We start from the raw sequence: 18,324 nt of genomic DNA, 5'->3' as shown, positions 1-18,324 counted from the left end.
TCATGTCCATCTCGAAGATCATCGAGACGGTGGTCGGCGACAAACGCCGGTGGTGGCAGTACAAGGCGCGGGTGAAGAAGCTGCCCGAGCACTATCGCGTGGCGGTCGAGGCGCTGGAGCGGTACGTGATGTATTTCGGTCCCTCCGACGGCGACAGCGCGGCGTCGATGTATGAGGACCTGGCTGATCTCTTCGAGCAGGCCGCGGCGGACGGCAAGCTGATCCGCGAGATCGTCGGCGAGGACCCGGTGGAATTCGCCGAGATCTTCCTCGCGAACTACACGGGTGGCGGCTGGGTCAACCGGGAGCGGACCCGGCTGACCAGCGCGATCGAGCGTGCCGAGGAAGCGGGCGGGGGGCCGCGGTCATGACGGCCGGACCCGCGATCCGGGTGCGCGGCCTGGAGAAGTCCTATCCGAAGCTGCCGGTGCTGCGCGGGGTGGACTTCGAGGTGGCGCCGGGCCACATCTTCGCGCTGCTCGGTTCCAACGGGGCGGGCAAGACCACGGTGGTGAAGATCCTGTCCACCCTGCTCAAGGCGGACGCGGGCGCGGCCAGCGTGGCCGGTTTCGACGTGGCCGCGCAGCCGGCGCGGGTGCGCGAGTCCATCAGCCTCACCGGACAGTTCGCCGCCGTGGACGAGATCCTCAGCGGGCGGGAGAACCTGGTGCTCATCGCCCGGCTGCGGCACCAAAAGCAGCCCGGCAAGATCGCGGCGGACCTGCTGGCCCGGTTCTCGCTGACCGAGGCGGCCGACCGGAAGGTCGCCACCTACTCCGGTGGCATGCGCCGCCGCCTGGACATCGCGATGAGCCTCATCGGGAATCCGCCGGTGATCTTCCTGGACGAGCCCACCACCGGACTCGACCCGGAGGCCCGCCTGGAGGTGTGGGCCGCGGTGAAGAGCCTGGCCGCACGCGGCACCACGGTGCTGCTGACCACGCAGTACCTGGAGGAGGCCGAACAGCTCGCGGACCGGATCGCGATCCTGCACCAGGGCCGGATCATCGTCAACGGCACCCTCACCGAACTCAAAGGACTGCTCCCGCCCGCCGAGGTCGAATACGTGGAGAAGCAGCCGACCCTGGAAGACGTCTTCTTCGCCCTCGTCGGCGCCAAGGAATCACCATGACCACACACTTAGTCAGCGATGTCACCGTCCTTTTCGGACGGTCCCTCAAACACGTCACGCGCAGCCTGGACACCATCATCACCACCGCGATCATGCCGGTGGCGATGATGCTGATGTTCGTCTACGTCTTCGGCGGCGCGATCAACACCGGGTCGGGCTCCTACATCGACTACATGCTGCCCGGCATCCTGCTGATCACCGTCGCCTCCGGCGTCGCCTACACCGCGTTCCGGCTGTTCAACGACTTGCGCGGCGGGATCTTCGAGCGCTTCCAGTCGCTGCCGATCGCCCGCTCGGGCGTGCTGTGGGCGCACGTGCTGACCTCGCTGATCGCCAACCTGCTCTCACTGGTGATCGTCGTGGGCGTGGCCCTGATCATGGGTTTCCGCTCCGGGGCCGGCGTGCTGGCCTGGCTCGCGGTGGCCGGCATCCTGATCCTGTTCACCCTGGCGCTGACCTGGCTGGCGGTGATCGCCGGGCTGTCCGCGAAGTCGGTGGACGGCGCGAGCGCGTTCTCCTACCCGCTCATCTTCCTGCCGTTCCTCAGCTCCGCGTTCGTGCCCACCGGCACGATGCCCGGCCCGGTGCGCGCCTTCGCCGAGCACCAGCCGGTGACCTCCATCGTCAACACCATCCGCGGCCTGTTCACCCAGCAGCCCGCCGGGAACGACATCTGGATCGCGCTGGCCTGGTGTGCCGGCATCCTGCTCGTGGCCTACCTCCTGGCCACGGCGACCTACCGGCGCCGGATCTCCTGACCTCCACGCCGGAGCAGCTACAACCCTTACCGCACAACATCTTCGCCCTGGGCCGGGCTTGTTCGCCGCACCCGTTTCCAGGACACCCGAAAGGATTCCATCATGGAACACACGACCAGCAACCCCGAGTGCGTCGAGCCAGGCTGGGGCAAGGTCGCCGACGTCTTCCACGCCAACTTCGAGGGAGACGGCGAGATCGGCGCCGCGTGCAGCGTCTACGTGGGCGGCCGCCCCGTAGTCAACCTGTGGCGCGGCCTGGCCGATCGCGAAGCGAACCTGCCGTGGCGCGCGGACACCGTCATCCAGGTCGCCTCCACCACCAAGGGCGCCACCGCGATCTGCGCGCACATCCTGGTACAGCGCGGATTGCTGGACCTGGACGCCCCGGTGGTCCAGTACTGGCCGGAGTTCGGCGCCAACGGCAAGGAACACATCAAGGTGCGCTGGCTGCTCTCGCACCAGGCCGGTCTGCCCCTCGTGGACGGACCGCTGACCTTCGCGGAGGCCTGCGCCTGGGACCCGGTCATCCGGGCCCTGGAAGCACAGCCTCCACTGTGGACTCCCGGTACCGAACACGCCTACCACGCCGTCACCTACGGGTTCCTGGTCGGCGAACTCGTGCGCCGGATCACCGGTAAGTCGCTCGGCACGTTCTTCGCCGAGGAGGTCGCCCGTCCGCTCGGGCTCAGCGCCTGGATCGGGCTGCCCGAGGAAGACGAGCAGCGGGTGTCCAAGCTGCACTTCGCCGCGCCGTTCAGCCTGCCGGAGCTGATCGCCGGGATGGTCAAGCTGACCGGCCTCGACGCGGACACCGTCACCGCCTGGGTGAACGCCTTGTACAGCCCGGATTCGGTCCAGATGAAGGCGGGCTCACTCGGCGGCGCCCTGGACAACACGAGCGACTACTTCACCACCCGGGCCTGGCGGGCGGCGGAGTTCCCGGCCGCGAACATGGTCGCGGACGCGCACTCGCTGGCCCGGATGTACGCCGCCACGGTGAGCGAGGTCGACGGGACGCGGCTGCTGAACCCGGCCACGGTCGAGCAGATGTCCGTCGTGCACACCGACAAGACGCCGATGCACGGGCTGCCGCCGGAGCTGAACATCCCGGCCGACCGCTCCTTCTACATGTCGCTCGGATTCATGCGGGCCGCCCCGATCATGCCGCTGACCGGGCCTGGCGCCTTCGGTCACCCGGGTTCCGGCGGCTCGATCGGTTTTGGCGACCCCGATGCCGAGGTCGGCTTCGGCTACGTCACCAACCTGTGGAACTTCCGGCCGGACGACCCGCGGGCGGTGCGGCTGGCCACCGCGGTCCGGGCCTGCCTGGACTGAGGCCGGGATCGGGCGCGGGCGAGCGAATTCGCCCGCGCCCGGCGGTCAGCCGGTCAGCTCCCGCATGGCCTCGGCCAGCAACTCCCGCTGCTGGAACCGGTCCGCCGGGAACGGCATCGCGACCACCCGTTCCGCCCCGGCCTCGGCGTAGGCGGCCAGTTGCGCCGCGGCCTGCGCGGGCGTGCCGACCACGATCGCCTGGCGGGCCTCGGCCTCGCTGACCCCGTAGTCGCTCAGCCCACGCACCCGATCGGCCACCACCGACGGATCGACCGCGCCGAGTCCGACGCTGACCCCGACCGTCACCGGGGCCTCGATCCCGCGGTCCCGGAGCTGCCGGATCCCCCCGGCCACCACCGAGGGCGGCACGAACGCCGGGTACCAGCCCGCGCCGAGCCGGTCGATCCGCCGCCACGCCGCCGGGCCGCTGCCGCCGATCAGCAGCGGCGGCACAGTGGCGCCAGGCGACATCCGCACGGTCTCGCCGTCGATGGCCGCGTCCTTCCCCGCGATCAGGTCAGGCAGCACGGCCAGGATCGCGTCGGTGCGCTTGCCGCGGTCGGCGAAGGGCACGCCGATCGCGCGCCAGGCCGCGTCACCGTGTGGTTCGCCGCCGGTGCCGATGCCGACGATCAGCCGGTCGCCGGAGAGATGTTGCAGGGTGGCGATCTGCTTGGCCGCCCAGGCCGCGCCGCGCAGAGCCGGGATCAAAACGCCGAAGCCGAGCTTGATCCTGGTCGTGCTCGCCGCGACGGTGGCCTGGACCAGGGTGCTGTCCAGGTAGGGCAGGGCGGGGATGAGGTGGTCGCCGGTCCACACCGATTCCAGGCCGAGGCCCTCGGCGTGCCGGGCGTGCTCGGCCGCGGTGGCCGAGGGATCCACGCCGAAGGAGGGCAGTTGCACGCCGATCTTCACTTGACCTCCAGCAGGGTCTTGCCGATGGTGCCGCGGTTGGCGATGGCGGTGTGCGCGGCGGCGGCCTCGGCGAGGGGGAAGCGCTGGCCGATCACCGGGTGCAGGCGTCCGGCGGCGGCCTCGGCGAGCACGTGCCGGGTGCTCTCCCGCACCAGCTCCGGCGAGGGCCGCAACGACACCAGGGTGACGCCGCGTTCGGCCGCGGTCTCCTCGGCGATGCCCGCCCATTCGCCGCTGGCCAGGCCGTAGCTGATCATCCGGCCGCCCTGGCCGAGCAGGTCGAAGGCGGCCCGGCCGATCTCGCCGCCGACCCCGTCGAAGACCACGTCCACCGGTGCGATCCGTTGTGCCCAGCCGGGTTCGGTGTAGTCGGCCACCTCGGCCGCGCCGAGCGAGGCGGCCAGTTCGGTCTTGTGCGCGCCACCCGCGGCCGCGACCACGGTGGCCCCGGCCGCGACGGCCAGTTGCACCAGCAGCGAGCCGACCCCGCCCGCGGCCGCCTCGACCAGGACCCGCTCCCCCGGCTTGACTTCGGTGGCCCGCAGCAGCATCGCCGCGGTCCGGCCGTCGGCCAGCAGCGCGACCGCGCTGTCCAGGGGCAGTTCCGCCGGGACCCGGTGCAGGGTGGCGGCCGCGGCCACCGCGAGTTCGGCGTAGCCACCGGACCCGGTCAGGCTGCTGATCACCCGCTCCCCCACCAGGTCCGGGTCGACGCTGGGGCCGGTGGCCAGCACCGTGCCGCCGACCCCGTTGCCCGGGATGACCGGCAGTTCCACCCGGAACGGGCTGTCGCCGCCGGCCCGGAACTGGGTCTCCACGAAGGTGATGTTCGCGTAGGCCACCTCGATCAGCACCTGACCCTGGCCGGGCACCGGATCAGGGGCGTCGCCGAGCTGGAGCACCTCGGGTCCGCCGAACTCGCGTAACCACACCGCACGCATCTGTGTTTCCCCTCAGTAGGTCTGGCCTGCCCAGCCAACAAGCTCGACCTAACTGGAGGTCAACCCCCGGTGCGCATGACTTCGAACACACCGGAGGCGCTCTCCTGCCCGTTCCCGGCCGCGATCCGCTTGCGCACCAGGTCGACGGTGGGCACGTGGAAGCCGGGGTCCACGCCCGCGGTGCGGCTGGCCGCGACGATGTTCTCCAGCGCGAACAGGTTGATGTCCAGGCTGGACTCGCCGGTGCTGTAGTCCCCGGTCTCGGTCTCCCTGGCGATCTCGCTGAGGAAGGCGACCATGCCGTTGAGCCACGGCACGGCCAGCGCGAGGAACTCGGTCGGGCGAACGCCCGCGGAGTCCAGCATCGCGGTGCCGTGCAGGAAGCCGAACAGGGTGCCGTACCCGGCGCTGAGCAGGGCGTAGCTGTACAGCTCGGCCACCCCGGGGTCCTCGCCGACATACCGGGCCGCGCCGAGCACGCCGAGCTGCTCGCCGTAGCTGTCGAAGGCGGCCGGGGAGCCGCTGTAGAGGACCTGGGCGTCCGCGGTGCCGATGGCCTGCGGCACCGCCATCACCGCACCGTCCAGGTAGTCCGCGCCATGGCCTTGCGCCCAGGTGGCGAGCTTGCGGATGTCCTCAGGGGTGCTGGAGCTGATGTTGAGCAGGGTCCGGCCGCTGAGGCTGCCGACCACCGGGTCGAGCAGTTCGCGCACCGCGCCGTGGTGGGCGAGGACGGTCAGCACCAGCGGGCTGGCCTCGATCGCCTTGGTCAGCGAACCGGCCACGGTCGCGCCCTGGGCGGCGAGGTGCTCGGACTTGCCCGGCGAGCGGTTCCACACCGTGGTCGGGTGCCCTGCGGCCAGGAACGCCTCGGCGAGCGCGGCGCCGAGGCGGCCGAGTCCGATGACGCTGACCGGGGTTTTGCTGCTGGTCACGATGATCACTCCTTGATCGCTGCTGCCTGTGCCATCACCATGTCTGCCTGCGCTTTCGATTCGCTGGCGATGCGCTGTCGGTGCACCGCCAGCGGGTACGGTTGCCGGGTGCGATTCGGGGTGCTCGGTCCGCTGACCGCCTGGACGGCGGACGGGACACCGGCGCCGGTCCAGGAGTCGAAGGTGCGCGCCCTGCTGGCCGCGCTGCTCGCCCAGGGCGGACAGGCGGTCTCGGCGGACCGCCTGGTGCTGGACCTGTGGGGCGATGAGGTGCCCGCGAATCCGCTGGGCGCGTTGCAGACCAAGGTGTCCCGGCTGCGGCGGGCGATCGGCCGGGACCTGGTCGAGTCCGGACCGGCCGGGTACCGGCTACGCGCCGGGGTGGACGCGACGGAGTTCGCCGAGCTGCTGACCGCCGCCCAGGACGCCCCGCCCCGGGAACGGGCCGAACTGCTGGTGCGTGCCCTGGAACTGTGGCGGGGACCGGCGTACGCGGAGTTCGCCGACGAGGACTTCGCCCGCCCCGTCGCCGAGCGCCTGGAGGAGCAGCGCCTGGTCGCGCTCGAACTGCTCGGCGCGACCCGGCTGGAACTGGGTGAAGTGGCCGAGGCACTCGCCGGGATCGACGACCCAGTAAGGCGGCACCCGCTGCGCGAACGGCTGCGCGCGGTGCAGCTGCGCGCGCTCTACCTGGCCGGACGGCAGGCCGAGGCGCTCACCGAGTATGCCGAACTGCGCACTCGGCTGGCCACCGAACTCGGCGCCGACCCCGGCCCGGAACTGGCCGCACTGCACGAGTCGATGCTGCGGCAGGACCCCGGGCTGCGGGTCGCGGTGCGCGCCCGCACCAACCTGCCCGCCGCGCTCACCGAGCTGATCGGCCGCGAGCACACCGTCCGCGCGGTCCGCGCCCTGCTCGCCCGGCACCGCCTGGTCACGCTGACCGGGCCGGGCGGGGTCGGCAAGACCAGCCTCGCCCTATCCGCCGCCGAGCCGGGACCGGAGTACCCGGACGGGGTGTGGCTGGTCGAACTGGCCGGCCATCCCGGCCCGACCGCCTGCACCGCGGCCGAGGTCGCCGAATCGGTCGCCGGTGTGCTGCACGTGCGCGACGATTCCGGCGCCGGGCTGGCCGCGCACCTGGCCGAGGCGCTCCTGGACCAGCAATTGTTGCTGGTCCTGGACAACTGCGAACACGCCCTCGCCCCGGCCGCCGACCTCATCGCGCACCTGCTGCGCGCCGCGCCCGGCCTGCGGGTGCTGGCCACCAGCCGCGAAGGACTCGGCGTGCCCGGCGAACGCCTGGAAGTGGTGCCGCCGCTGGCCCCGGCCGACGCGGTCCGCCTGCTCACCCAGCGCGCCGAAGCCGCCGGCGCGGACCTCAGCGCCGCCACCCCGGAACAGCTGTCCGCGCTGTGCCTGCGCCTGGACAGCCTGCCGCTGGCCCTGGAACTGGCCGCGCCCCGGCTGCGCGTGCTCGGACTGACCGAACTGCTGTCCAGAGTGGACGATCGATTCCGGCTGCTCACCACTGGCGGCCGACTGGTCCCGCCGCGCCAGCGCACGCTGCGCGCGGTGATCGACTGGAGCTGGGATCTGCTCACCGAACCGGAGCGGATCGTGTTGCGCCGCCTGGCTGTGCACGCCGAAGGCGCCACCCTGGCCGCCGCCGAAGCGGTCAGCGCCGCCCCGCCCGTCCTCCTCGAAGACGTCCTGGATCTGGTGGCCCGCCTGGTTGATCGCTCCCTGGTGGTCGTCGCCGACGGGCCGCGCTACCGGCTCCTCGAATCCATCGCCGACTACGCGCGCACCCGCCTGACCGAGTCGGGCGAGCTGGCCGAAGTCCGCGACCGGCACCTGACCTGCTACCTCCACCTGGCCGAGCGTGCCCGCCTGCGCGATGCCGGACAACGCGAATGGCTGCCCCGGCTGGACCGGGAATCGGCCAACCTGCGCCGGGCCCTGGACACCGCGGTGGACACCGCCGACACCGACCGCGCGCTCCGCCTGGTCCGGGCACAGACCTGGTACTGGTACCTGCGTGGCAGGCTCAGCGAGGCTGAACGCCAGCTCCGCCTGGCCCTGTCCGTCCCCGGCGAACACCCGTTGCGGGACACCGTCACCGCCCTGCTCACCGGGATCACTCTGCTCCGCCGGGGCGCCACCGACCCGGACCTCCGCCGCCAGGCCGGCGAACAGTCCACAGTGGACGCCGACACCACCTGGTTCCTGAGTTTCTGCCTCGGCTACACCGGCGCCGACCTGGCCGCCAGCGCCCGCCGCCTCGCCGAAGTGTCCACTGTGGACCCCTGGCTGCGCGCGATCTCCCTGGCGACAACCTCGTTCCTGACCATCATGCGCGGCGACCTGCGCATCGCGGCCGAGCAGGCCGCCGAGGCACTGGCGGTCTTCGTCGACCTCGGCGAGGTCTGGGGCCGCTCGCAGGCCACCTTCGCGCTGTCCACCATCGCCGAGATCACCGGCGACTACCCCAGGTCCGCCGAACTGCGCGGCACCGCCCTGGAACTGGCCCAGGAGCACGGTCTGTGGCCCGATGTGGCCGACCAGCTGACCGGCCTGGCCCGCCTGGATCTGTTGACCGGCAACCATTCTCGCGCCCAGGCCCGGCACGAGCAGGCCCGCCGCCTCGCCGTCGAACACGGCTACCACACCGGCGTCATCCACGCCGAACTCGGCCTGGCCCTGGGCGCCCGCCGCACCGGCGACCTGGACACCGCGGCCAAGTTGTTCCACCGCGTGCTGTCCTGGCATCAGGATGTCAGCTACGCCCCCGGCATCGCCCTGTCCCACGCCGAACTGGGCTTCATCGCCGAACTCCGCGACAATCCCGACGAAGCCCTGGCCGCGCACACCAGGTCCTTGACCGCCGCCCACCTCAGCGGCGATCCCCGCGCGGTCGCCCTGGCCAAGGAAGGCATGGCCGGCGCCCATGCCCTGGCAGGCGACCACGACCAGGCCAGGGCCCTGCTCGCCGAAGCCGCCACGCTCCGCGCCGCCGCCGGCGCCCCACTGCCCCCGGCCGAACGCGGCGACGTGGACCGGATCACCGCCCGGATCGCCGCCTCAGTCCCAGGGCAGCGCTAATCCCGCGTCCTCGGTCACCGAGTGCAACGGCGTCACGGTAGGACATCCCTGCGCCAGCAAGGCGACATCGCTGCCGTCCTCGACCGCGCCCTCGGACTCCACGGTCACCAGCTCCAGGCCGCCGCCGTCCAGGTGCCGGACCCTGGACTGCACGGTGCCGTGCGCGGCCAGCGTGGCCCGCCGCAACGGCCCCAGCTTGCTGACCGGGACATTGGGCACGTTCAGGTTGAGCACACTGCCCGGCGGCAACTCCCACAACAACTTCAGCACCGTCTCCGCCACCTCCACCGCGGTCTCCCAGTGCTGCTCGCCGACCCCTCGCCCCACATCCAGCGAGACGGCCAAGGCCCGGATCCCGTTGATCCCCGCGGTCAGCGCCGCCCCCACGGTCCCCGAATGCAGTACCGCCCGCCCCACATTGGCCCCGCGATTGACTCCGGACAACACCACATCCGGCCGCCCGCCGAACGCACCCTTGGCCGCCAGCAACGCGATCAACCCCGGATGCCCGGCCACCGCGTACCCAGGCACCTCCGGCAACCCCTCCAGGCTCCGCCGCCGCACCGCCACCCGCCGCTTGTCCTCCGCCGCGGTCAGCCCGGCACTCGTGCCGCTGGCCTCGGTGGCGGGGGCGGCGACCACGGTGGTCAGCCCCGTCCGGTCGGCCAGACCCGCCAGCGCGGCGAGTCCGGGGGCGAGGATGCCGTCGTCGTTGGTGATCAGTGCGAGCTGCGTGGTCATGAGCTGCCCTTCATCGCCGGAGATGCTCCTCGCACCTCACCTTGCCGAAGGGTGGGCTGGGTGGCAATGCGGGGGCGTGGCGGCGGCCTCGCCACCCGCCCCCGTTCCGCCGCCGGTTACCGCAGCACCGCGCACTGACCGGTGGCCGGACCGGACCCGGTGATCGGCGCGCCCAGGTTGTCCGGAGCGGTCGCGTTGCCCCGGCACTGCACCGGCCCGGTGACCGCCACACCCGCGAGCACCGGCCCACGATCGGTCGCCGTGGAGTCCGAGACCCGCAGCGCGCCCACGATCCGGCCGCCGACCACGGTCACATCGCCGGTGGTGCCGGTCAGCGCGGTGGGGCCGACGATGGTGGAGTTCAGCAGGTGCACGCCGACCGCTCGGTCGGTACGGACCGGGCCGGTGATCGTCGACTCGGTGGCGACCAGCGTGGCGCCGGGGCTGACCGTGAGTGGGCCGGTGACGGTGGCAGCGTTCAGGCAGGTGACGCCGGTGTTCACGACCAGGGGGCCGGTGTGCCGGCCGGTGATCGTGGTGGTGCAGGCCGGGGGTTCGCGGAGCAGGGTGACGGCGAAGCGGCCGGGGGTACCGGTGTTGCCCGCGGGGTCGATGGCCCGGTAGTCGATGGTGTGGCGGCCGTAGCCGGGGGGCACATTGTCCCAGGGAGACAGCCTGGGGGTGCCGAGTTTGCCGTAGATCAGGTCGTCGATGTTGGTGCCGTTGGGGGTGAACCGGAACGGGGCGCTGGCGTCGGTGGGCCAGCCGAAGTAGTTGTACCAACCGTCGCCGTTGGTGCGGAATTCCGGGACCACGAAGCCCTGGGTGTCGTCGGTGGCCTTCAGGCGCATGGTGAACGGCGCGTTGAACACGTACTCCGGATCACCGGTCGGGGAGGTCCTGGTCAGCAGGGGTTTGGACAGCTCGAAGCTGGTGGCCGGGGCCTGGGCGTCGACGGTCCAGGTGCGGGTGGCCGCGCCGGTGGTGGCGGTGAGGGTGTGGCGTCCCGGGGTGAGTTTGAGGGACTTGAGGTTGAGGTCGCGGTTGTCGACGGCGGTGCTCACCTGGCGGCCGTCCAGGGTCCAGGTGACCGGGGGTTCCTGGGCGGCGGGGCGGGTGGTTTGCACGTAGACCACGTCACCGCCGCCTACCGGACGGTTGGTAGGGGTGTGTGCGAGGAAGTCGGCGGGGACGTTCGGGCGCGGGGTGGTGAGGCTGGTGTCGATCGTCCAGGTGCGGGTGCGGGTCAGCGCGGCGGAGGCGCGGATGGCCGGGTCGCGGACGAACTCGGTGGGGTCGGTGACCGTGGCGAGGAGGGTGTGGCGGCCGGGGGTCAGGTTCTGCTTGGTCAGGTCGACCGAACGGGAGCCGTTGGTGGACAACGGTGTGCCGTCCAGGGTCCAGGTGACGGTGAGGCTGTGGCTGACCGGGTGCAGGGGTTCGGCCCACACCACGCGGTCCGCGCCGATGGGTGCGGTGTTCGGGGTGCTGTCCTGCAGGATGCTGGTCTTGCCGGAGAGGCGTTCGACCATGCGTTCCCTGGTGGGCTGGTCGAAGTAGTAGCCCAGGGTCTTCATCATCGAGTGCTTGCTGGGCCGCCACACGCCGGTGCTGGCATACATCCCGGCCTCGAACCGGCCGATCATGCCGCCGGACTCGCTGGGCTCGCCGAGCCAGCGCCACCACTTCTTCTTCTGGTCCCGCATCTGCGCTTCGGTGAGCAGGGAGTGGTGCACCGAGTCGGGTTCGCCGCCGGTGTAGGCGCCGCCGCGCACGCCGCGGTTGAGGTAGTCGTACTCGTCCTGCAGCCCGCCAAGGGAGTGGCCCAGCTCGTGCGGGGTGATCAGCGCGGACAGCGCGTTGCCCCCAGAGGCGGTGGCGTAGGTGCCGCCCGCGCCGCCGTAGGTGTCGCTGTTGGCGATGGCCAGGATCTGCCGGTTGGCAGCGGTGGTGCCGGGCACCAGGTTGGCGTAGTTGACCACCGCGGTGCTGTCCACGGTGAGCAGGCGGCGCACGCCGCTGGGGTTGCAGCCGCCCCAGAAACCCATCCGCAGCGGGGTGTTGCGGCGCGGCGAGCTGATGTCCGGATCGCAGCTGACGCCGGACTCCGGGGAGGCGATCTCCACCGTGTAGACGTTGAGGTAGCTGCGGTAGGACTTGAACGGCTCGATCGTCCACAGCACGTTGAGGTGCTTGTCCACGTGTTCGCGGAACTTGGGCAGGTCGGCGCTGGTGTAGCCGTCCGGCACGATCACCAGGTTGAACCGCTTGGCCGGGTCGCCGGTGACCTGCACGGGCACCACGGTTCCCGGCGGCGCGGCGGGATCGGCCTGGGCCGGACCGGCGGCCAGCAACACACTCGCGGCCAGGGCCAGCGCGCCCAGCAGCGCGGCGGTTCGTCTCACCATGGTCGGCAGCCTAGAACGCCCCGGCCCCGGCTCAGCAGTGCCGCCCGTCGCCAGTGTTGAACTGTTTTTGGCCAAGTAGGCCACCTGGACCAGCGCGGATCAGCCAGGCGTCACAGCTCGCCCAGCTCGGTGAGCACCCGTTGCGCCACGGCGTAGGCGGCGTTGGCCGCGGGCACCCCGGCGTAGACCCCGGTGTGCAGCAGCACCTCGCCGATCTCGGCCGCGGACAGGCCGTTGCGCACGGCCGCGCGCACGTGCATGGCCAGTTCCTCATGCTGGCCGAGGGCGGTGAGCAGGGCCAGGGTAAGGCAGCTGCGGGTCCGCCGGTCCAGACCGTCCCTGGTCCACACCGAGCCCCAGGCGGCGCGGGTGATGTAGTCCTGGAAGGGCGCGGTGAACTCGGTTGTGTCGGCCACCGCGCGGTCCACGTGCGCGTCGCCGAGCACCTCCCGCCGCACCCGCATGCCTTCGGCGTACTGCTCGTCAGACATCGAGTGCTCCCAGGTGGTCCAGGATGAGTCGGGTGAATTCCGCGGGCTGCTCCACGCTGCCCAGGTGCGCGGCCTGCTCGACCAGGGCGAACCGGGCGCCGGGGATTCGGTCCGCGATCAGCCGGCCGTGGTCGGGCGGGGTGGCAGGGTCCTCGGCGCCGGAGATCACCAGGGTCGGCGCGCTGATCGCAGGCAGCAGCGGGAGCAGGTCCATCCGCTCGATCGCCCCGCAGCAGGCCGCGTACCCCTCGGCGGGGGTCGCGGCGACCATCCCGCGCAACTCCGCGGCGAACTCCGGCTCCCGCTGGGCGTGGGCAGGGGTGAGCCAGCGGCTGACCACCGCCTCGGCGACCGCACCGGTGCCTTCGGCGCGGACCAGGCGCGCCCGGTCCGCCCACCCCGATCGGGGGTTGAGATCGGCCGAGGTGCAGCACAGCACCAGGCCACGCACCCGGTCCGGCCGGTGCGCGGCCAGCCACATGCCGACCATCCCGCCCAGGGACAGCCCGGCGAAGTGCGCGTCCGGGAGGTCCAGCTCGTCCAGCAACGCCGCCGCGTCGGCGGCCAGGTCTCCCATTTCATAGGGCCCCGGCGGGGTCAGCGAGGCCCCGTGCCCGCGGTGGTCATAGGAGATGACCCGGTACCCGGCCGCGGCCAGCGCACTCGCCTGCGGTCGCCACATGCGGTGATCGCTGCCGAGCGAACCGGACAGCACCACGGGTGTCCCGTCCGCGGGCCCGTCCACCACGTACGCGGGAAGGATCGTCACCTGACCTCCTCGTGCCACGCGGCCAGCGCGCGATCGACGAATACCCCGGCGCTGCCCAGATAGCCCGCCGGGTCCAGCAATTCCACGATCCGCTGCCGCGACAGCTGTGCCGCCACCACCGGATCCGCGCCGAGCACCGCGGCAAAATCCTCCCCCGCCACCGCCCGCCGCGCACACCAGCCGACCACGTCATGCGCGACCAGTCGTCCCACCCGCCCGGTCAGCGCGGCCGTGACCCGTTCGGCCAGCAGCACTCCCCCGGTGCAGTCCAGGTTCGCCCGCATCCGCTCGGGATCCACCCGCAACCGGTCCAGGCTCTCCGCCAGCCAGTGCGCCGCGGCTCCGGTCACCCGGACCAGTTCGGACAGGGGTCGCCACTCGGCATGCCAATGCCCAGCGGCCCGCTGATACTCCTGCGCCCGCACCGAGAACAACGTCCCCACCAGTCCCGGGGCCTGGGCGGCGGCGCCGGCGGCGAGTACGGCGGCCACCGGGTTGTGCTTGTGTGGCAAGGTGGATGAGCCACCGCTGCCCGGTGGGCCGTCCTCGTGGACCTCGCCGATCTCGGTCTGGGCGAGCAGGGTGATGGTGCGGGCGATGCCGGCCACCGCGCCCGCGAGGTCGCCGAGGGCGGCGGCGATGGTGGTGACGCGGGATCGCTCGGTGTGCCAGGGGAGGGCGGGTTCGTCGAGGTCGAGCACTCGGGCCAGGGCGGCGAGCACTGCCGGGCCGGTGGGTGGGGTTGGGCCAGCGGGCACTGACGACCCAGCGGTCGTCGCCCAGCCAGCACTCGCCGCCGGATCGGTGGTCGCCGCCGGATCGGTGGTCGCGGCAGCGGTCGCCGTGGGCCTCGCGAGTCCCGTCTGGCCAACCTCCGCCAGCGAGGCCAGGGTCCCCGCCGCCCCGCCCAGCTGCACCGCGAACCGCAACCCGCGCAACCGTTCCCGGGCAGCCGTCAGCGCGGACAGCCACCCCGCCGCCGTCAGCCCGAAGGTCACCGGCAACGCCTGCTGCCCCAGCGTCCGCCCGGCCTGCGGCGTGTCCCGGTACCGCGCCGCCAACTCCGCCGCCCGCGCGCCCGCTCTGTCCACAATGGACAACAGCTCGCCGGCCGCGCCACGCAGCACCAGCATGGACGCGGTGTCCAGCACGTCCTGGCTGGTCGCGCCCAGGTGCACGTACCGGGCCGCCTCACCGCCCACCTCGGCGGTGAGGGCGCGGACCAGTGGTGCGGCCGGGTTGCCGACGCCAGTCGCCGCCGCGCCGATCCCGGCCGGGTCGTAGCGGGCCGGATCACAGGCTGCCGCAATGGCTTTGGCGTGCTCCGGGGCCAGCAGACCGGCTTCGGACTGGGCCTGGGCGAGGGCGCGTTCGAAGTCGAGCATGGCGTGCAGCCAGGCTTGGTCCTCGACCGCGGCTCGGACCGGGCCGGCGGCGGAGAGCGGGTCGAACAGGTCAGACATCGAAGAACACGGTCTCCTGGTCGCCCTGCAGGCGGATGTCGAACCGGTAGCCGTCCTCGGTGCGCGCGGCGATCAGCGTGGCTCGCCGATCTTGCGGAACCGTGCGCAGGACGGGGTCGGACTGGTGTTGCTCGGCATGCTCCGGGAAGTACACGCGCGTCACCACCCGGTGCAGCAAACCGCGGGCCAGCACCGAGATGTCGATGTGCGGCGCCTGAGCCTGCCCTTGCTCAGCCGATCCCACCTCGACGGGTACCGCACCCGGCACCACGGTGCGCACACCGTAGTCGCCCTCGGCGTTGGTCGTGCACCGGCCGAATCCGCGAAACCCTGGCGCCGCAACGGCTCCGCGCGGATCTGCCGGATGGTTGAAACGTCCGTCGGCGTCGGCCTGCCAGGTTTCCACCACCGCGTCCGGGACCGGCTCGCCCGCGCCGTCCCGCACCGTGCCACGCAACCATACCGCATCAGGCATACTCGGTGCCACCACGTCCGGGCCGTCCGTCCATTCCAGACCCAGCGCGAGGTAGGGGCCGACGGTTTGCGAGGGGGTGCTCATTCGTCCTCCTCGTCCTCGAAGACCGAGGAGTCGTTGCCGCGCAACACGATGTCGAACTCGAAGGCCAGGGCCCAGTTCGGCTGGGTGCGGTCCAGGTCGAAGCGGGAGATCATGCGTTGCCTGGCCTTCGGGTCGGGCACGGAGTTGAAGATGGGGTCCTGGGCGGAGAGCGGATCGTCCGGGAAGTACATCTGGGTGACCAGGCGCTGGGTGAACGCGGCGCCGAAGACGGAGAAGTGGATGTGCGCGGGACGCCAGGCGTTGTCGTGGTTCTGCCACGGGTACGCGCCGGGTTTGATCGTGGTGAACTCGTAGCGGCCCTCGTCGTCGGTGAGGGTGCGGCCGGTGCCGTCGAAGTTGGGGTCGACCGGGGCGGGCCAGCGGTCACGCACGTGCTTGTACCGCCCCGCCGCGTTGGCCTGCCACAGCTCCACCAGGGAATTGCGCACCGGTTTGCCGTTGCCGTCGAGCAGGCGGCCGTGCACGATGATCCGCTGCCCGTGCGGTTCGCCGGGGTGCTGGCGGGTGAGGTCGTTGTCCAGGGGGCCGATCCGGCCGGGGCCGAGCAGCGGTCCGGTCACCTCGGTCAGCCGGTGTGGTAGAACAACAAGGGGTTGCTTCGGGTGGCGGAGCGCGGTGGACCCGTAGGCCGGGCTGTCCAGCGGTGGATGGGTGCCTGGTGGGTCCCGGTGGTAGCGCGGCAGCGCGAGCCGGTGCCCTTCGGTCGTCGACATCGTCTCCCCTTCTGACTTCAGCGACTTCTGACCTCAGCAGCCGATCGGCAGACCGGCGTAGTTCTGGGCCAGCTCGGTGGCCGCGGCGGTGGAGCTGCGCACCGCGTCGAGCTGGGCGAGTTGCAGGCGGGCGTCGAAGTCGTCGCCGTGCCGGTGCAGCATGGTGGTCATCCACCAGGAGAAGTGCGTGCACCGCCAGACCCGGCGCAGCGCGGTGTCCGAATAGGACTCGGCCAGCTCCGGTTTGCCGTCCAGGAGCCAGGAAACCAGCGCGCGGTGCAGCAGCACCACGTCGGCCACGGCCAGGTTGAGGCCCTTGGCGCCGGTGGGCGGCACGATGTGCCCGGCGTCGCCTGCCAGGAAGAGCCTGCCGTGCCGGAGCGGGGTGGCGACAAAACTGCGCATGGGCAGCACGCTTTTCTCGGTGATCGGCCCGGTGGTGAGCTGCCAGCCGCCGTCCTGCGCGCCGAGCCGGGTGGCCAGCGCGGTCCAGATCCGTTCGTCCGGCCATTCCGCCGGGTCCTCGCCGGGCCGGACCTGGAGGTAGAACCGGCTGATGGTGCTGGATCGCATGCTGTGCATGGCGAATCCGTCCCGGTGCCAGGCGTAGATCAGCTCGTCGGTGGACGGCGGCACCTCGGCGAGCACGCCGAGCCAGGCGAACGGGTAGTCCCGGGTCCAGGTCTGGCGCAGCGACGCGGGCAGGGCCTGACGGCTGGGGCCGTGGTGGCCGTCGCAGCCCGCGATGACCCGCGCCTCGACCCGGCGCGGCTGCCCGTCGGCGTCGACGAAGGTGACATACGGCCGATCGGTGTCCACCTCGTGCAGTTCGACCTGGCTGGCCCCATAGAACACCGGCCGGTCGGCGCGTGCGCGGGCGGCCATCAGGTCCTTGGTGACCTCGGTCTGCCCGTACACCGACACCGAGCGGCCGATCAGGTCGACGAAGTCCACGTGCTCGCGATGGCCGGGCCACTGGAGGTAGATCCCGCGGTGCCGCAAGGCTTCCGCACCCAGTCGCTCGCCCACTCCGGCCTCGCGCAGCACCTCGACGGTGCCCGCTTCCAGGATCCCGGCGCGGATGCGGGACTGCACGTGTTCGGCGCTCTGGCGTTCGATCAGCACCGAGTCGACGTCGTCCAGCCCGAGCAGGTGCGAGAGCAGCAGCCCGGCGGGCCCGGCGCCGATGATGACCACCTGGGTGCGCATCCACTCCCCTTTCTCCGTGGACGCACCTTGACCGCCGCGACCAGCGCGGAGCTACCTCACTTTCATTGAATGAGACACTAGTGGCGCGCCGAGGGCTCGGGATATCCCCCGGGCGGCGGTGCGCAGCGCGGGCAGGTGGCCTGCGACCTGGGCGTCGTCGGGCACGATCACCGCGAGCGCGGCGGCCACCTCGTTGTCCGGACCGCGCACCGGGGCGGCGATGCCGGTGACGCCGTCGTCGATGAACCCGCGGCAGAGCGCGAATCCGCCGCGCCGGACATCGGCCAGAAAAGCCCGCAGCCGGCCGGGATCGGTGATGGTGCGCCGGGTGTAGGCGCGCAGCGGGCCAGCCAGCACGGATTCCTGCAGTTCGACCGGGGCGTGCGCGAGCAGCACCAGCCCGGCCGAGTTGACGTGCAGTGGCAGCCGCCCGGCGATCCGGATGACGTTGTCCACCGCGCCCGGCGCGGACAGCCGTTCCAGGAACAGCACCTCGCGGCCTTCGAGCACGCCGAGCTGGGTGTGGTGGCCGACCACGGCTTGCAGGTCCTCCATGAACGGCATGGCCGCCTCGCGCAGGTTCAGCGCGGGCGAGGCCCGGGAGGCCAGCTCCCAGATCCGCAGGCCCAGCCGCACGCTGCGGTCGGGTTCGCGGTGCAGCCAGCCGTGTCCCACCAGCTCCTCGATCAGGCGGGAGGCGGTGGGCACGGGCAGCCCGGCGCGGCGGGCGATCTCCGAGACCCGCAGCGCCGGGGTGTCCGTGCCGAAGGTCTCGAAGATGCGCACCACCCGCGCCAGCACCGATTCCCCGGCGGGCGAGTTGGCCATG

At 71.9% G+C, this 18,324-nt stretch carries 17 protein-coding genes; 5 read left to right on the top strand and 12 right to left on the bottom strand.

Annotation, left to right across the window (positions count from 1 at the left end; all coding sequences use genetic code 11):
- Positions 1-2 precede the first annotated feature (2 nt).
- From MZC64_RS11920 to MZC64_RS11905, 4 genes are all read left to right on the top strand, one after another.
- Positions 3-371, top strand: coding sequence for a DUF1048 domain-containing protein (locus tag MZC64_RS11920; RefSeq protein WP_247757246.1), 369 nt, complete (start codon positions 3-5; stop codon positions 369-371).
- The gene (locus MZC64_RS11915) at positions 368-1,132 is read left to right on the top strand and encodes an ABC transporter ATP-binding protein (protein ID WP_247757248.1); all 765 of its coding nucleotides are present in this window, start codon (positions 368-370) and stop codon (positions 1,130-1,132) included. The genes MZC64_RS11920 and MZC64_RS11915 overlap by 4 nt, the downstream gene beginning before the upstream one ends.
- Complete coding sequence (locus MZC64_RS11910) at positions 1,129-1,890, top strand: ABC transporter permease (protein ID WP_247757249.1); 762 nt, start codon at positions 1,129-1,131, stop codon at positions 1,888-1,890. The genes MZC64_RS11915 and MZC64_RS11910 overlap by 4 nt, the downstream gene beginning before the upstream one ends.
- Before the next feature lie 102 nt (positions 1,891-1,992).
- The gene (locus tag MZC64_RS11905) at positions 1,993-3,225 is read left to right on the top strand and encodes a serine hydrolase (protein ID WP_247757251.1); all 1,233 of its coding nucleotides are present in this window, start codon (positions 1,993-1,995) and stop codon (positions 3,223-3,225) included.
- A 45-nt stretch (positions 3,226-3,270) separates the two neighbouring features.
- On the opposite strand, the gene MZC64_RS11900 is transcribed toward MZC64_RS11905, so the two are convergent.
- From MZC64_RS11900 to MZC64_RS11890, 3 genes are read right to left on the bottom strand one after another with little or no spacing between them, the layout of a single operon-like run.
- Positions 3,271-4,140 (bottom strand): LLM class flavin-dependent oxidoreductase, encoded by an 870-nt coding sequence (locus MZC64_RS11900; protein WP_247757252.1) that lies wholly within the window; start codon positions 4,138-4,140, stop codon positions 3,271-3,273.
- The gene (locus MZC64_RS11895) at positions 4,137-5,081 is read right to left on the bottom strand and encodes a zinc-binding dehydrogenase (protein ID WP_247757254.1); all 945 of its coding nucleotides are present in this window, start codon (positions 5,079-5,081) and stop codon (positions 4,137-4,139) included. The genes MZC64_RS11900 and MZC64_RS11895 overlap by 4 nt, the downstream gene beginning before the upstream one ends.
- Positions 5,082-5,140: 59 nt before the next feature.
- Complete coding sequence (locus MZC64_RS11890; RefSeq protein ID WP_374205736.1) at positions 5,141-6,076, bottom strand: NAD(P)-dependent oxidoreductase; 936 nt, start codon at positions 6,074-6,076, stop codon at positions 5,141-5,143.
- A gap of 48 nt (positions 6,077-6,124) precedes the next feature.
- Here MZC64_RS11890 and MZC64_RS11880 point away from each other — a divergent pair, with 48 nt between their 5' ends.
- Positions 6,125-9,121 (top strand): BTAD domain-containing putative transcriptional regulator, encoded by a 2,997-nt coding sequence (locus MZC64_RS11880; protein WP_308300990.1) that lies wholly within the window; start codon positions 6,125-6,127, stop codon positions 9,119-9,121.
- Here MZC64_RS11880 and surE read toward each other — a convergent pair.
- From surE to MZC64_RS11835, 9 genes are all read right to left on the bottom strand, one after another.
- Positions 9,101-9,862 (bottom strand): 5'/3'-nucleotidase SurE, encoded by a 762-nt coding sequence (gene surE, locus MZC64_RS11875; protein ID WP_247757256.1) that lies wholly within the window; start codon positions 9,860-9,862, stop codon positions 9,101-9,103. The two genes, MZC64_RS11880 and surE, sit on opposite strands and share 21 nt — an antisense overlap.
- Positions 9,863-9,978: 116 nt before the next feature.
- Complete coding sequence (locus tag MZC64_RS11870; protein ID WP_247757258.1) at positions 9,979-12,270, bottom strand: M64 family metallopeptidase; 2,292 nt, start codon at positions 12,268-12,270, stop codon at positions 9,979-9,981.
- A gap of 110 nt (positions 12,271-12,380) precedes the next feature.
- Positions 12,381-12,761 carry a 4-carboxymuconolactone decarboxylase gene (pcaC, locus tag MZC64_RS11865; protein WP_247757260.1) on the bottom strand — a complete coding sequence of 127 codons (381 nt, stop codon included), beginning with the start codon at positions 12,759-12,761 and terminating at the stop codon, positions 12,381-12,383.
- Positions 12,754-13,530: a 3-oxoadipate enol-lactonase gene (gene pcaD / locus MZC64_RS11860; RefSeq protein ID WP_374205698.1), complete on the bottom strand. Its 777-nt coding sequence runs from the start codon at positions 13,528-13,530 to the stop codon at positions 12,754-12,756. Before pcaD ends, pcaC begins: the two co-directional genes overlap by 8 nt.
- Entirely contained in the window at positions 13,527-14,993 is a 1,467-nt protein-coding gene (locus MZC64_RS11855) for a lyase family protein (RefSeq protein ID WP_247757261.1), read from the bottom strand. The genes pcaD and MZC64_RS11855 overlap by 4 nt, the downstream gene beginning before the upstream one ends.
- On the bottom strand, positions 14,986-15,552 hold the full coding sequence (gene pcaG, locus MZC64_RS11850; protein WP_247757263.1) for a protocatechuate 3,4-dioxygenase subunit alpha: 567 nt from the start codon (positions 15,550-15,552) through the stop codon (positions 14,986-14,988). The genes MZC64_RS11855 and pcaG overlap by 8 nt, the downstream gene beginning before the upstream one ends.
- Positions 15,549-16,286, bottom strand: coding sequence for a protocatechuate 3,4-dioxygenase subunit beta (pcaH, locus tag MZC64_RS11845; protein ID WP_247757264.1), 738 nt, complete (start codon positions 16,284-16,286; stop codon positions 15,549-15,551). The genes pcaG and pcaH overlap by 4 nt, the downstream gene beginning before the upstream one ends.
- 33 nt (positions 16,287-16,319) lie before the next feature.
- Complete coding sequence (locus MZC64_RS11840; RefSeq protein WP_247757266.1) at positions 16,320-17,495, bottom strand: 4-hydroxybenzoate 3-monooxygenase; 1,176 nt, start codon at positions 17,493-17,495, stop codon at positions 16,320-16,322.
- A 51-nt stretch (positions 17,496-17,546) separates the two neighbouring features.
- Entirely contained in the window at positions 17,547-18,323 is a 777-nt protein-coding gene (locus tag MZC64_RS11835; RefSeq protein ID WP_247757268.1) for an IclR family transcriptional regulator, read from the bottom strand.
- Position 18,324 lies beyond the last annotated feature (1 nt).

This window comes from Crossiella sp. S99.2 (genome assembly GCF_023094165.1).
Classification (GTDB): domain Bacteria; phylum Actinomycetota; class Actinomycetes; order Mycobacteriales; family Pseudonocardiaceae; genus Crossiella.
The sequence above is the reverse complement of the archived record's forward strand: the minus strand, read 5'-3'. Positions and strand labels throughout refer to the sequence as shown.

Excerpts from the sequence above, each read along its gene's own strand:
- MZC64_RS11920 (WP_247757246.1), top strand. The coding sequence starts at position 3 with ATGTCCATCTCGAAGATCATCGAGACGGTGGTCGGCGACAAACGCCGG.
- MZC64_RS11915 (WP_247757248.1), top strand. The coding sequence starts at position 368 with ATGACGGCCGGACCCGCGATCCGGGTGCGCGGCCTGGAGAAGTCCTAT.
- MZC64_RS11910 (WP_247757249.1), top strand. The coding sequence starts at position 1,129 with ATGACCACACACTTAGTCAGCGATGTCACCGTCCTTTTCGGACGGTCC.
- MZC64_RS11905 (WP_247757251.1), top strand. The coding sequence starts at position 1,993 with ATGGAACACACGACCAGCAACCCCGAGTGCGTCGAGCCAGGCTGGGGC.
- MZC64_RS11895 (WP_247757254.1), bottom strand. The coding sequence starts at position 5,081 with ATGCGTGCGGTGTGGTTACGCGAGTTCGGCGGACCCGAGGTGCTCCAG.
- surE (WP_247757256.1), bottom strand. The coding sequence starts at position 9,862 with ATGACCACGCAGCTCGCACTGATCACCAACGACGACGGCATCCTCGCC.
- MZC64_RS11870 (WP_247757258.1), bottom strand. The coding sequence starts at position 12,270 with ATGGTGAGACGAACCGCCGCGCTGCTGGGCGCGCTGGCCCTGGCCGCG.
- pcaC (WP_247757260.1), bottom strand. The coding sequence starts at position 12,761 with ATGTCTGACGAGCAGTACGCCGAAGGCATGCGGGTGCGGCGGGAGGTG.
- MZC64_RS11855 (WP_247757261.1), bottom strand. The coding sequence starts at position 14,993 with ATGTCTGACCTGTTCGACCCGCTCTCCGCCGCCGGCCCGGTCCGAGCC.
- pcaG (WP_247757263.1), bottom strand. The coding sequence starts at position 15,552 with ATGAGCACCCCCTCGCAAACCGTCGGCCCCTACCTCGCGCTGGGTCTG.
- pcaH (WP_247757264.1), bottom strand. The coding sequence starts at position 16,286 with ATGTCGACGACCGAAGGGCACCGGCTCGCGCTGCCGCGCTACCACCGG.
- MZC64_RS11840 (WP_247757266.1), bottom strand. The coding sequence starts at position 17,495 with ATGCGCACCCAGGTGGTCATCATCGGCGCCGGGCCCGCCGGGCTGCTG.
- MZC64_RS11835 (WP_247757268.1), bottom strand. The coding sequence starts at position 18,323 with ATGGCCAACTCGCCCGCCGGGGAATCGGTGCTGGCGCGGGTGGTGCGC.